This window comes from Mesorhizobium sp. M0207 (assembly GCF_040321995.1).
GTDB lineage: Bacteria > Pseudomonadota > Alphaproteobacteria > Rhizobiales > Rhizobiaceae > Mesorhizobium.
In genome coordinates, this window is sequence record NZ_JAMYSQ010000034.1 from 43,970 (window position 1) to 56,762 (window position 12,793).

10 protein-coding genes are annotated in these 12,793 nt (G+C 63.7%); all 10 read left to right on the plus strand.

Going from position 1 to position 12,793, the window contains the following annotated elements; translation table 11 throughout:
• Positions 1–15: 15 nt before the first annotated feature.
• The 10 genes from NKJ15_RS29675 (at position 16) to NKJ15_RS29720 (ending at position 12,485) form a co-directional block, all read left to right on the plus strand.
• Entirely contained in the window at positions 16–1,197 is a 1,182-nt protein-coding gene (locus NKJ15_RS29675) for an aldose 1-epimerase family protein (protein WP_352819332.1), read from the plus strand.
• A 91-nt stretch (positions 1,198–1,288) separates the two neighbouring features.
• Positions 1,289–2,377, plus strand: coding sequence for a fatty acid desaturase family protein (locus tag NKJ15_RS29680; protein ID WP_352819333.1), 1,089 nt, complete (start codon positions 1,289–1,291; stop codon positions 2,375–2,377).
• Positions 2,378–2,421: 44 nt separating this feature from the next.
• The gene (locus tag NKJ15_RS29685) at positions 2,422–2,736 is read left to right on the plus strand and encodes a MocE family 2Fe-2S type ferredoxin (RefSeq protein ID WP_023675786.1); all 315 of its coding nucleotides are present in this window, start codon (positions 2,422–2,424) and stop codon (positions 2,734–2,736) included.
• Between the two features lie 37 nt (positions 2,737–2,773).
• Positions 2,774–3,574 (plus strand): 3-methyl-2-oxobutanoate hydroxymethyltransferase, encoded by an 801-nt coding sequence (locus NKJ15_RS29690; protein WP_023675787.1) that lies wholly within the window; start codon positions 2,774–2,776, stop codon positions 3,572–3,574.
• Positions 3,575–3,800: 226 nt separating this feature from the next.
• Entirely contained in the window at positions 3,801–5,243 is a 1,443-nt protein-coding gene (locus tag NKJ15_RS29695) for a DHA2 family efflux MFS transporter permease subunit (RefSeq protein WP_352819335.1), read from the plus strand.
• A 280-nt stretch (positions 5,244–5,523) separates the two neighbouring features.
• Positions 5,524–6,510 carry an ABC transporter permease gene (locus NKJ15_RS29700; protein ID WP_352819336.1) on the plus strand — a complete coding sequence of 329 codons (987 nt, stop codon included), beginning with the start codon at positions 5,524–5,526 and terminating at the stop codon, positions 6,508–6,510.
• Between the two features lie 57 nt (positions 6,511–6,567).
• Positions 6,568–7,593 carry a sugar ABC transporter substrate-binding protein gene (locus NKJ15_RS29705; protein WP_352503657.1) on the plus strand — a complete coding sequence of 342 codons (1,026 nt, stop codon included), beginning with the start codon at positions 6,568–6,570 and terminating at the stop codon, positions 7,591–7,593.
• A 217-nt stretch (positions 7,594–7,810) separates the two neighbouring features.
• Positions 7,811–9,934, plus strand: coding sequence for an ABC transporter permease (locus tag NKJ15_RS29710; protein ID WP_352819337.1), 2,124 nt, complete (start codon positions 7,811–7,813; stop codon positions 9,932–9,934).
• Positions 9,931–10,989 carry a hypothetical protein gene (locus NKJ15_RS29715; protein WP_352819338.1) on the plus strand — a complete coding sequence of 353 codons (1,059 nt, stop codon included), beginning with the start codon at positions 9,931–9,933 and terminating at the stop codon, positions 10,987–10,989. Before NKJ15_RS29710 ends, NKJ15_RS29715 begins: the two co-directional genes overlap by 4 nt.
• Positions 10,989–12,485, plus strand: a complete 1,497-nt coding sequence (locus tag NKJ15_RS29720) for a sugar ABC transporter ATP-binding protein (RefSeq protein WP_352819340.1) — start codon at positions 10,989–10,991, stop codon at positions 12,483–12,485. The genes NKJ15_RS29715 and NKJ15_RS29720 overlap by 1 nt, the downstream gene beginning before the upstream one ends.
• Positions 12,486–12,793: the final 308 nt, after the last annotated feature.

Below are 12,793 nucleotides of genomic sequence, written 5' to 3' on the forward strand. Positions count from 1 at the left end.
AGAACTGGCCGTCACATGGTAGAGCTTTACGGCAAGACGCTGTCGCGCCGGCAGGTCTCGGAACGCTCGGGCATGCTGTCGCAGTTCGCCGGCGTGCGGCTGATGACGCTTGGCGACGGCGTCGAGCGCGGCATCCGCATGCTCGAATTCCGCACCGGCTCCGGCCTGCGCTTCACCGCGCTGGTCGACCGGGCGCTCGATATCGCCGATTGCGACTTCAGGGGCCAGGCGATCGGCTGGCACTCGCCGAGCGGTTTTCGCCATCCCGGCCTGCACGAATATGAAGGCGAGGAGGGATTGGCGTGGGCGCGGTCGTTTTCCGGCCTTCTGCTGACCTGCGGCCTCGACCATATATTGTTCATGAACGAAGTACCGGCCGATACCTACAACTACCCGCCGAAGAAGACGGTGCGCCATTCGCTGCACGGCCGCGTCAGCACCATTCCGGCGCGGCTGACCGGCTATGGCGAGACCTGGGACGGCGACCGCTGCGTGTTGTGGGCCGAAGGCATCGTCCAGCAATCGACTGTATTCGGCGAGGATCTGCACCTGCTGCGGCGGATCGAGGCCGATGTCGGCGGCAACGAGATCCGGCTTTCGGACCGTGTCGTCAATCACGGTTTCAACCTTACGCCGCATATGTATTTCTACCACATCAATGTCAGCCATCCGGTGCTCGACGAGGGCGCGCGCTACCTGGCGCCGATCCGCGACGTCATCTGGGCAGGCCATGCCGGCGAGCGCTATGAAGCGCAGAAGGTCGGCTACCGCACGGTGCCGGCGCCGCAACCGGGGTTCAAGGAACAGGTCTGGCAGCATGAACTCGGCGCCGACAGCACCGGCGAAGTCCCGGTGGCGGTGGTCAACGACAGGCTCGGCCTCGGCTTCGAGGTCGTCACGCGCAAGGACCAGTTGCCTTGCGCCTATCAATGGCAGAATTTCCAGGCCGGGCAGTACGCGCTGGGCATCGAGCCGTCGACGCATCATGTGCTGGGCAATCTGGCGGCGCGCGAACGCGGCGAGATGATCTGGCTGGAGCATGGCGAGAGCCGCTCCTACGATGCGGCGTTCCGGGTCCTCGACGGCGCCGGCGAGATCGCCGCCGCCGAAAGCCGGATCGCTGCAATCGCCAGGCAGCCGCAGCAGGATTATCCCCAGCCGTCGGGCCGTTTTCCTGTTCTTGGAGGCAGGTCGTGATAATGGCGACGACGATACGGGACACCAGTTGGGAGGCTGGTTCCGGCTGGAGCGGGGAGGGCTCGCGGCCGATCGGGAATTGGAGGTCACAATGGCTGGCACGGTAAAGCGCGATTACAGCCTGGTCGGCGAAAGCACGCGCAGGGCGATCGAAACCGGGCTTGCCTCGGCGGAGTGGTACCACACGGATGTTCCCCGCAAGGCGATCAAGGAGTTGATGCAGCGCTCAGACGGCCCGGCGATCCGCGACACGATCATCTGGATCGTCGCCATCCTCGGCTCGGCCGCCGGCGCCATCTATTTCTGGGGTACCTGGTGGTGCGTGCCGTTCTTCTTCGTCTACGGCGTGCTCTACGGCTCGTCCAGCGACTCGCGCTGGCACGAATGCGGCCATGGCACTGCCTTCCGCACGCGCTGGATGAACGATGTCGTCTACCAGATCGCCAGCTTCATGCTGATGCGCAACCCGGTGACCTGGCGCTGGAGCCATGCCCGCCACCACACCGACACCATCATCGTCGGCCGCGACGCCGAGATCGCCGTGATGCGCCCGCCGGACCTTTTGCGTGCGGCGCTGGCTTTCACCGGCATCCTCGATTTTCGCTATTCGCTTCCGGCACTGGTACGCCAGGCGTTCGGCAAGCTGACGCCCGACGAGAAAAGCTACGTTCCCGAGATGGAACAGCACAAGGCCGTCATCGCGGCGCGCTGGCACATCGCCGTCTACATCGCCACGATAGCACTCGCCCTCACCATGCAGTCGTGGGTGCCGGTGGTGCTCATCGGCGTGCCGCGCCTCTACGGCACCTGGCACATGGTGATGACCGGCCTGCTGCAACACATCGGTCTGGCCGACAACGTCGTCGATCACCGGCTCAACACCCGTACCGTGTACATGAACCCGATCAGCCGGTTCATCTACTGGAACATGAACTACCACGTCGAGCACCACATGTTTCCGATGGTGCCCTATCACGCGCTGCCCAGTCTGCATGAACTGATCAAGCACGATCTGCCGGAGCCGAACCCGTCGATATGGCATGCCTATCGCGAGGTCTGGCCTGTCCTGCTCAGGCAGCTCAAATACGAGGATTATTTCCTCAAGCGCGAACTGCCGCCAACCGCACGGCCCTATCGTGGCGAATTCCACGAAGTGAACATGTCGGCAGCGGCTGAGTAGGTACTGCGCACAAGCGCAACGCAGAAATTTCAGGAGAGATAGAGATGGCCGATTGGGTCGAAGCGTGCGCCGTGGACGATGTCGAAGAGGAAGATGTCATCCGCTTCGACCATGGCGGCCGCACCTTCGCGATCTACCGTTCGCCGGACGATGAATTCTTCGCCACCGATGGGTTTTGTACGCATGAGAAGGCGCATCTGGCCGATGGGCTTGTGATGGACGACATCATCGAATGCCCCAAGCACAATGGCCGCTTCAATTATAAGACCGGCCAGGCGAAGGGCGCTCCCGTTTGCGTCAATCTCGCGACCTATCCAGTCAAGGTCGAAGCTGGCAAGGTGATGATCCAGATCGCCTGACCGGCCTTCTGTCACGTAGCAAAGGGGACCAAAATCCATGAGCCGGAAAAGACCGACCGTCGCAGATCTGCGTGCCATGAAGGGCAAGCGGCAGCTGACGATGCTGCGCGTGCTGACGATGGACGAGGCCGAGGCCGCCGAACGCGCCGGCGTCGATATCGTCTCGGTGCCGCCGGAGCTGGTACTCAATCCGCAATACCGCGATGCGGCACCCAGCCTGTTCACCATGCCGGGCGAGAATTTCTTCGAAATCGGCACCGCCGATGATTTCGTCCGCTGGGCGTTCCGGCTCTACAAGGCCAGCGCCGATGCGGTCTATTGCAGCGCCGGGTACGCCACCATCAAGCGGATGGCCGACGATGCCATTCCGGTGATCGGCCATGTCGGCCTCATCCCGTCACGCGCCACCTGGACGGGCGGCTTCAAGGCTGTCGGCAAGACCGCCGATACCGCCATGCAGGTGTTCGAGGCGGTGAAGCAACTGGAGGCCGCCGGCGCGATCGGCGCCGAGATCGAGGTGGTACCGGTCGAGGTGGCCAAGGCGATTTCGGAACGCACGTCGCTGATCATGCTGTCGATGGGAGCGGGCACCGGCTGTGACGCGCAGTATCTGTTCGCCGACGACATCCTCGGCCAGAACCGTGGCCACATGCCGCGCCATTCCAAGGTCTATCGCAATTTCGCCGCCGAATACGATCGCCTGCAGGCCGAACGAATCGCTGCCTTCTCCGAATATGTCGCCGATGTGAACAGCCTGGCCTATCCCGAAGACAGGCACGTCGTGCACATGGACCCGGACCAGCTCAGCCTGTTCCTGGAGAAGATCGAAGCCGCATAAGACGCCCCGGCAGCGGCACAAAGCATCATCGCGGATCGTGAAAGGCCGGTTCGGCGCCAGGGCCGGGTCATCGCATGGCCGGCTGCGATGCCACACGAAAGTTTGTTGGACCAGGTCTGGACGGCACCGGCCAGATGCTGTTGAAGCCGGTGCGTCATCGGTTTGCCGGACAATTGTGCGGTTGCCGATGGAGCGGGTGAAAATTCCCCTTCGGACAGTTCTGTGCATGACCGCCATTCCCGAAAACAAAGCCTTGCCCGAAACCGCGCCGGCGGCGCGGCAAGCCCGGCGGGTGGCGCTGATCGTCGCCGTCGCCTTCTTCATGCAGCTTCTGGATTCGACCATCATCTCGACGTCGCTGCCGCAGATGGGAGAATCCTTCGGCGTGCCGGCGGTGGCGATGAGCATCGGCATCACCGTCTATATGCTGACCATGGCGGTGTTCGTGCCGCTGTCCGGCTGGGTTGCCGACCGTTTTGGCGCGTGCAACATCTTCCTCGTGGCGATCGCCCTGTTCACATTGGCCTCGCTCGTTTGCGGCATCTCACAGAACCTGGCCGAGTTCGTCGCCGCACGCGCGGTTCAGGGCCTGGGCAGCGCGCTGATGACGCCGGTCGGCCGCATCCTGGTATTGCGCAACGCGCCGAAATCCGAGCTTCTCAACGCCACGGCGCTGATCACCTGGCCGGCGCTGTTTGCGCCGGTGGTCGGGCCGGTGCTTGGCGGCTTCATCACCACTTATCTCTCCTGGCACTGGAATTTCTTCATCAACATTCCGCTTGGGGTTGCCGGTTTGGCGCTGGTCGCCCGCTTTATCCCTGGGGACCGCGAAGCCGGAGCCAAGCCGCTCGACTGGCCGGGCTTCCTGCTGACCTCGGTGGGGCTCGCCGCGATGCTCTATGGCCTCGAGCGCATCGCGCATCCGCAAAAGGGTGTGTTGCCGACCGTGGCACTGCTCGGCACGGGCATTTTGGTCGGCTGGCTGGCGGTGCGGCATCTGCAACGCGCCAACCATCCGCTGCTCGATCTCACAGCTTTCAAGGTGCAGACCTTTGCCATCTCGACGCTGTCGGCCGGCACGATCTTCCGCATCGCCATCAACGCCACGCCGTTCCTGCTGCCGCTTTTGTTCCAGGTCGGCTTCGGCCTGAGCCCGGTCGATGCGGGCATGATGATCCTGGCCTATTTCCTCGGCAATCTCGGTATGAAGGCGGTGACGACGCCGACGCTGAGGCGCTTCGGCTTCCGTTCGGTGCTGATCGTCAACGGGGTGATCGCTTCCTTGTCGATCATGGCCTGCGCGGCGCTTTCGCCGCAGACGCCGCAAGCGTTGGTGGTGGTGCTGATGCTGATCGCCGGCCTTTCGCGCTCGATGCAGTTCACCGCGCTGAACACGCTGGCCTTCGCCGATGTGGCCTCACAGCAGCGTAGTTCGGCGGCGACGCTGTCCAGCATGCTGCAGCAGATAGCGATGCTGTTCGGCGTAGCGGTCGCCGCGGCACTGCTCAACCTGTCGCAGATCGCCAGGGGCGCTGCGGCGCTCGATCTCGTCGACTTCCGACTTGCCTTCGTGGCGATCGGCGCAATCGGGCTCGTCGCCTCGTGTCGCTTCCTGGCGTTGCCGAAGGCTGCCGGCGCCGAGGTCTCGGGCCATGTTTTGCGGATTTGACACAGGAATCCAGCGGCAATCGCGGACATAAATTATGCCTGCTTCGCTCGTTCCGGAGCAAACCTTTGCCGGCGCTTCGATCGGCGCGATCAATTGCAAAACAGCTTGAGTTCCCGGCATTGCGCCAGCCTCGCCAATCGGTGCATCCAAGCGCGGAATTTCCTCGCAAGCCGGCCTGCAATGCGCGGATTCATTTGACGAATTGGTCTTGAGCCGATTAGCTTTCGTTCCGATGGCCGCAGAGGGAGCAGGGCGTAGCCATCGCGGGTGAAAGCGGGCAATGAACGCGACCGGCTGGCGAAACTGGAGAAGCCTTAACCAGGAGGGCATTGTCTTTGCCATCGCGGTTGTGCTGTTCATTGCCGCCGCCATCGGACTGCCCGGGTTTATCAATTCGAACAATCTCGTTGCCATCGTGCGCTCGGTCTCGGTGCTGGGCATCTTGGCGCTCGGCATGGCGGTCGTCATCATCGGCAGGGGCATCGACCTGTCGGCGGTGGCGATCATGGCGATGTCGGTCGCGTGGTATCTGCAACTGCTGAATTCGGGGATGCCCGACGGGCTGGCCTTCGCCTATGTGCTCGCCGGTGTTCTCGCCATCGGGCTGTTGAACGGAATCCTGGTCGCCTACGCCGAGGTCCCGGCGATCTTCGTGACGCTGGCGACCGCGTCCTTCGTCTTCGGCTATGTGCGTTCACAATTGATCACGCAGGACGCCGTGCCGGTGCCGCCCGGCCATTGGGTCGAGCTTCTGGGCGGGCTGCGTTTCCTCGACGTCCCGGTCGAGGTGTTTGTCTTCGCCGGGCTGGCTTTCGCCTTCTTTCTGTTCCTGCGCTACACCAAATGGGGCCGCTACGTCTATTTCGCCGGCGACAACCCGGTCGCGGCGCGCAATATCGGCATTCCAGTGCGCCCGATGCTGGTGCTGCGCTACGTGCTGTCGGCCCTGGTCTCGCTGGTTGCCGGCCTGCTCACTGCGGCCAGCCTGCATTCAATCAACACCCGCATCGTCAATTCCACGCTGCTCTACGACATCGTGCTGGTGGCGGTGATCGGCGGCATCGGTCTGTCTGGCGGGCGGGGCGGGGTGCGCAACGTGCTGGTGGGTGCCGCGCTGATCGGCATCCTGCTCAACGCCATGACCATCATCGACATTCCGCTGCTCTATCAGAACCTGATCAAGGCCGCGATCCTGCTGGCGGCGATCATCGTCGATGGGTTCATCAATCCGCGCGACGAGCAGACCGCGCAGCAGGGCGACATTTAGACTGACGCGAACGGTTGGGGCCGGCCGCGAACGACATACCAAACCAGAGGATGTGACATGAAAATCATCAGGACATTTATGGCTGCCGCGGCAGCGCTTGCCATCTCCGCCTTCGTGGCGCCGGGCTTCGCTGCAGAAGATCCGGGTCCGGCCGCCTATTCGCAAGCGCTCAAGGGCAAGCGTGTGATGCTGGTGCCGATGGCGATGGGCTTCGACCTGGCACAGGGCTGGGCGCATTACCTGAAGACGGAGGTCGAGGCCTGGGGCGGCGTGTTCGAGACGCGTGACCCGAACTGGGTGGTCGATGCCGGCGCGCAGGCGATAACCGACGCAATCTCGTCGGACGCCAGGCCGGACGTGCTGATCATCCACTCGCCGGACCTCAACTCCTATGCCAAGCTGATGAAGAAGGCGCAGGCGGCCGGCACCTATGTGCTTTTGGTCGACAATCCGGCGAACTTCCCGGCCGATGCCTTTGTCGGCAGCGACTGGGATCGGCTCGGCCAGCTGGAAGCCGAAGCGGCGATCAAGGGTTGTGGGCCGAACTCCTCCAAGAAGATCGGGCTGGTGCAGGGCGACCAGGCCAACTCGTCGAGCCTCTACCAGTATGCCGGCATCATGAAGGTGCTGGACAAGAACCCCGACTTCAAGGTCGTGGCCAAGCCGGACTCCAACTGGGATGCGACGACCTCGCGCAACGTGACGACGACGATGCTGCAGCAGAACCCCGACATCTGCGCCATCATCGATTTCTGGGATGGTGACGCGACCGGCGCATCGGCTGCGATCCGCGATGCCAAGCTCGAGGGCAAAGTCTTTCTGGTCACCACCGGCGGTGGCGAAAAGACCGCCGACTGCGACAAGCTGCAGGACGGCACCTATGGCGCGGTGGTGATGACCGACCTTGCCCGCCAGTCGGGTGACATGAACGCCGTCATCAAGTTCCTGTTGCAGAGTGGCCAGCCGGCCGGCACCTCGCACACCTACATCTACACGCTGGAGAAGGCGACAACCAAGGCCGACCTCAAGCCGGACAGCTGCTGGGACTTGAAAGCACTGCAAGCCCAAGCTGCGGCCAAGTAGGCCGGCTTTCCTGAGCTTCGCGCTGCCCCTCATCCGCCTGCCGGCACCTTCTCCCCGTATAGTGACGGTGAGAAGGGATACGCTCCAACGCTGGCGACCCCCTCTCCCCGTCTCTATACGGGGAGAGGGTAAGGGTGAGGGGCAGCGCAAACCTGAGGCGATTGTTCTGCGGATAGCCCGGCCCCTTTTTCCCTTTTCTCTCGAATAGCAGCAACCGATGTCCTTTCGCGAACGCCTCCAGTCCTGGCGCTACAATCTCGTGCCCGACCATCTCGTCGGCGAGATATTGAGCAAACGCTGGACCGACAACGCCATTCCCTTCCTGGCGCTGGTGGCGACGCTCGGCGTGTTCGGTTCGATCATTCCCGGCTTCTTCAAGCCGATGTCGCTACAGGAATCGACCCGCCAGCTCGGCGAGTTCTCGCTGGTAGTCACCGGCATGACGGTGGTCATGCTTGGCGGCGGCATCGACCTTTCGGTCGGCTCGATCTTCGCGCTGTCCTGCTTTTCCGCCGTCTTCGTCTTCTTCATCCTCGAACAATCGGTGTGGCTGGCGCTGGCCGCCTCGATCGCCACCGGCCTGCTGTTCGGCGCGATCAACGGTTACCTGATCGGCTATTTCAGGCTGCGCGCTTTCCTGACGACACTGGTCACCTTCATCTTCGGGCGGGCGCTGTTCGACATACTGGTCACCACCTATGCCGCCGACGTCCAGCTTTCCGATGCCACATCGGATGTGCTGGACTTCATCGGCGACGACACCTTCTGGGGCCTGTCGGTTGCGGTGTGGGCGGCGATTATCCTGGCGATTATTACGCATGTCGCGCTGACGCGCTCGCGGCCCGGCTGGCATGTGCAGGCGGTGGGCGGGTCGCGGCGATCGGCTCACAATGCCGGCATCCGCGTACGCCGCACCGTGTTCATGACTTATGTGTTCTCCGGCTTCTGCGCCTCGCTAGGCGGCTTCCTCATTGCCTGCCGGCTGAGCGGGGCAGGGCCGGGCACAGGCCTCAACCTCGAGGTCATGGCACTGACAGCGGCGGTCGTCGGCGGCGTCAGCCTGGGCGGCGGCCGCGGTTCGGTGATCAAGGGGCTGATGGGCGCAATCATCGTGCTGACGATGACCAACGGGCTGATCCGGCTGGGCTATGGCACCGGCACCAACCAGATGGTGCTGGGCATCATGCTGGCCGTCGCCGTCACCATCGACATTCGCTGGCTGAAGAACCGACACAAGGTGCTGGACGAGGTCTACGTCGCACCGGTCTATCTGAAAATGGGCGCAACGCAGTCGGCCGCACCGGGCTCGGGCACCCCCTACGAGCTCGACAACCGGCTGTCTGGGGCTGACCATATCGGGCTCGGCGAGCTGGAAGGGCCGGAAGACGTCATCCTCGACCGCGACGACCATCTCTATTGCGGCACCAGGCATGGCGAGATCGTCCGCTTCTTCGCGCCGGACTACAAACGCTCGGAGGTCTTTGCGCATATTGGCGGCTTTCCACTCGGCCTGGCCTTCGACAAGACAGGCAATCTGATCAGCTGCGTCGGCGCGATGGGGCTTTATTCGGTTTCGCCGCAGCGCGAGGTGAAGCGGCTTTCGGCGGAAACGTCGCGCTCCTGGACCTCGATCGTCGACGATGCGCGGCTGCGCGACCCAAATGATTGCGACATCGCGCCGGACGGCCGCATCTACTTCACCGATTCCACCAAGCGCTATGACGCGCACGACTGGGCGCTGGACTCGATCGAGAACCGCGCCACCGGGCGGCTGCTTGTCTATGACCCGAGGGACGGCTCGACGAGAACGCTGCTCGACGGCTACCGTTACACCAATGGCGTGTGCATGGCGCATGACGGGAAGTCGCTGTTCTTCGCCGAAAGCTGGGCCTGCCGCGTGCACCGCTACTGGCTGGAAGGGCCGAAGGCGGGCGTTGCCGAATGCGTCATCCGCGACATGCCGGGCTACCCCGACAACATCAACCGTGCCTCCGACGGCAATTACTGGATGGCCTGGCTCGGCATGCGCACGCCGAGCTTCGACCTGTCGCTGCGCCATCCCGACATGCGCAAGCGCATGACGCGCCGGCTGCCGCAGGACGAATGGCTTTTTCCCAACATCAACACCGGCGGTGTGGTAAAATTCAACGAGAACGGCGGCATCGTCGAGGCGATGGGCGACCTGTCGGGCGCCGCGCATCCGATGGTGACTTCGATGCGCGAGCATAAGGGTTTTCTGTTCGTCGGCGGCATCCTCAACAACCGGATCGGCCGCTACAGGATTGCCGGCGCCGACCCGAACTGGACCAGCCCCGCTTCCTACTGGGGTGCCAAGCCATGATGCTGGACCCGATCCTCGACATCTTCCGCGGCAAGGCGGTTACCATCCCGCCGCTCGACGGTGCCTTCAGGCCGAACACGCTGCTGGACGATGTTGCGGCCTTCGCCGAACTGCCCGAGCCCGACAATCTGCTGGTCGCCGACGGCCGGCTGCTGGCGTCCAGCGGCAATGCCCTCTACGCGCTCGCCGCCGGTGGCGCGCCTGTTCTGGTCGAGACATTTCCGGCCGTGGCCACAGCGCTCGCGCGCTCGCCCGCCAGCGAACTGACGGTCGGGCTCGAAAGCGGCAGGCTGCTGATTGCAGGCAAGGAGGCCGCCCTGCCGGCCGAGATCCGCTGCATAACAGCACTCGCCTACGCGGAAGATGGCACGCTTTGGCTGGCCAATGGCTCGGCCGAACACGTGCCGTCGGAATGGGCCGCCGATCTGATGAAGAAGGGTGCGTCGGGTTCGCTGTGGAAGCGCGATCCGGCAGGCAGCGAATTCCGCAAGCTCGCCGGTGACATCGCCTTTCCCTATGGGCTGCATCCAACCGGCAAGGACGTGCTGGTCGGCGAGAGCTGGCGGCACCAACTCGTCCGCTTCGACGGCGCGACAGGCAGCCGCTCGACGGTGCTGGCGCATCTGCCCGGCTATCCCGCGCGGCTATCGCCCGCCGCCGATGGCGGTGCCTGGCTGGCGCTGTTTGCGCCCCGCAACCGTCTGATCGAATTCGTGCTGCAGGAAACGCGCTATCGGAACGACATGCTGGCGCAAGTGTCTCCGCAACACTGGATCGCGCCGGCACTCGCCTCCAACCGCAGCTTCCTCGAGCCGCTGCAATGCGGCGGCATCCGCACTATGGGCATCCACAAGCCGTGGTCGCCGAGCCGCTCCTACGGGCTGGTGGTCAGGCTCGATCGGGAGATGCGGCCGCAATTCAGCCTGCACAGCCGCGCCAACGGCACGCGCCACGGCATCTGCAGCGTGGCGGAGACAGACGGTCGCCTGTTCATTGCCTCGAAAGGCGGCGATTGCCTGCTGGCCATCGACCTGACTTCAGGAGGGCATCGCTGATGGAACCGATCGTCCGCCTGGAGAACGTGACCAAGACCTATCGCGGCGTGCCCGCGGTGAAGAATGTCAGCTTCGAACTGCGCAAGGGCGAGATCCACGCGCTGCTCGGCGAGAACGGTGCCGGAAAATCGACGCTGACCAAGATCATCGCCGGCGTTGTCGACGCGACATCGGGAAAGATGTTCCACAAGGGTCAGGAGATCGCCTACGCCTCGCCGCATGCGGCACTTGAAGCCGGCATCGCCATGGTGTTCCAGGAAACCAGCCTGGTGCCGTCGATGACGGTGGCGCAGAACCTCTATCTCGGCACGGAGAGCTTTCTCAACCGGCTGCGCGGCACCTACATCTCGGCGCAGCAGTTCCTGCAGTCGCTGAATTTTCCCGTCGACCCCAATGCCATGGTGGCGACGCTGGGCGCGGCCAAGCGGCAGATGGTCGAGATCGCGCGCGCCGTCCACCACAATGCCGAGATCATCATCTTCGACGAGCCGACGGCGACGCTGACGCCAGAGGAAAAGCGGCACTTCTTCGCGCTGATCCGCCGGCTCAAGGTAAGGGGCGTGTCGATCGTCTTCATCAGCCATGCGCTCGAGGAGGCGCTTGATATCGCCGACCGCATCACCATCCTGCGCGACGGCGAGCTGGTGATCACCGACGATACCGCCGCCTTCGATCGCGACAGGATCGTCGCTGCGATGGTCGGGCGCACGCTGTCGGGGCAGCTCTACAGCCAGCGCGACGAGACCAGGCTGCGCAAGGCCGGCAAGAAGGTGCTGTCGGTGCAGGACATCTCGATGAGCAATGTCGTGCGCAACAATTCCTTCTCGATCTTCGAGGGCCAGATCACCGGCGTGTTCGGGCTGATCGGCTCGGGCCGCACCGAGACATTCAAGATCGTCTCCGGCATCTACAAGCGCGATTTCCTGCGCGGCGGCACCATCGAGCTGGACGACCGGCCGGTGCGCTATCTCGTGCCGAGCGAGGCGGTGGCGGACGGCATCGTCTATGTCACCGAAGATCGCAAGAGCGAGGGGATTTTCGAGACGATGGACGTCGCCGAGAACCTGTTCGGCGGCTTTTTAGCGGCGGGGCGGGAAAAGAGCTGGGTAATCAACGCGCAGGAGATGCGGGCGCTGTCTGCCGAATGGACCAGGACGCTGAACGTCAAGGCGATCAACGATAATGCGCGCGTGGTCGAGCTTTCCGGAGGCAACCAGCAGAAGGTGGTGATCGGCAAGGGGCTGGTGCAAAAGCCGCGCATCGTCATCTTCGACGAGCCGACGCGCGGCGTCGATGTCGGCGCCATCGCCGAGATCCACCAGATCATCAACCGGCTGGCCGACGAGGGCCTCGCCGTCGTCGTCATCTCGTCCTACCTGCCGGAGATCATGAACCTGTCCGACCGCATCCTGGTCTGCCGGCAAGGCCGCATCGTCGAGGAGTTCTCGCCTGCCGAGGCGACGGAGGAGAAGATCATGTACGCTGCGGTGCATTAGGTTCCCGGGCGCGGAAGGTTGACATTTGGACGGTTTTTGCGCCGGCGGATCGTACACTTTGGAGATTGGCCGAGGCGCCCGTCGTTTCGTCATCCTGGGGCGAAGCAAGGAGCGAAGCGACGCGGCGCAGATCCCAGGATCCATGCCGCTACATCAGAGCGCTGCAGCGGTGCAGCATCCTGCTCCGCTGCACCCCTCGGCTAAGGTCACGGCATGATGGGGTGGACGGCGCCCGACGGCATCGGATGTGCCAGAATGAGTTCGTTGAGATCTCAAACAAGGGAGCCGTCCGTGGAACACCTTATCCG

Bases quoted from the DNA above. Each gene is read 5' to 3' on its own strand.
- NKJ15_RS29675 (WP_352819332.1), top strand. From the start codon at position 16: ATGGTAGAGCTTTACGGCAAGACGCTGTCGCGCCGGCAGGTCTCGGAA.
- NKJ15_RS29680 (WP_352819333.1), top strand. From the start codon at position 1,289: ATGGCTGGCACGGTAAAGCGCGATTACAGCCTGGTCGGCGAAAGCACG.
- NKJ15_RS29685 (WP_023675786.1), top strand. From the start codon at position 2,422: ATGGCCGATTGGGTCGAAGCGTGCGCCGTGGACGATGTCGAAGAGGAA.
- NKJ15_RS29690 (WP_023675787.1), top strand. From the start codon at position 2,774: ATGAGCCGGAAAAGACCGACCGTCGCAGATCTGCGTGCCATGAAGGGC.
- NKJ15_RS29695 (WP_352819335.1), top strand. From the start codon at position 3,801: ATGACCGCCATTCCCGAAAACAAAGCCTTGCCCGAAACCGCGCCGGCG.
- NKJ15_RS29700 (WP_352819336.1), top strand. From the start codon at position 5,524: ATGAACGCGACCGGCTGGCGAAACTGGAGAAGCCTTAACCAGGAGGGC.
- NKJ15_RS29705 (WP_352503657.1), top strand. From the start codon at position 6,568: ATGAAAATCATCAGGACATTTATGGCTGCCGCGGCAGCGCTTGCCATC.
- NKJ15_RS29710 (WP_352819337.1), top strand. From the start codon at position 7,811: ATGTCCTTTCGCGAACGCCTCCAGTCCTGGCGCTACAATCTCGTGCCC.
- NKJ15_RS29715 (WP_352819338.1), top strand. From the start codon at position 9,931: ATGATGCTGGACCCGATCCTCGACATCTTCCGCGGCAAGGCGGTTACC.
- NKJ15_RS29720 (WP_352819340.1), top strand. From the start codon at position 10,989: ATGGAACCGATCGTCCGCCTGGAGAACGTGACCAAGACCTATCGCGGC.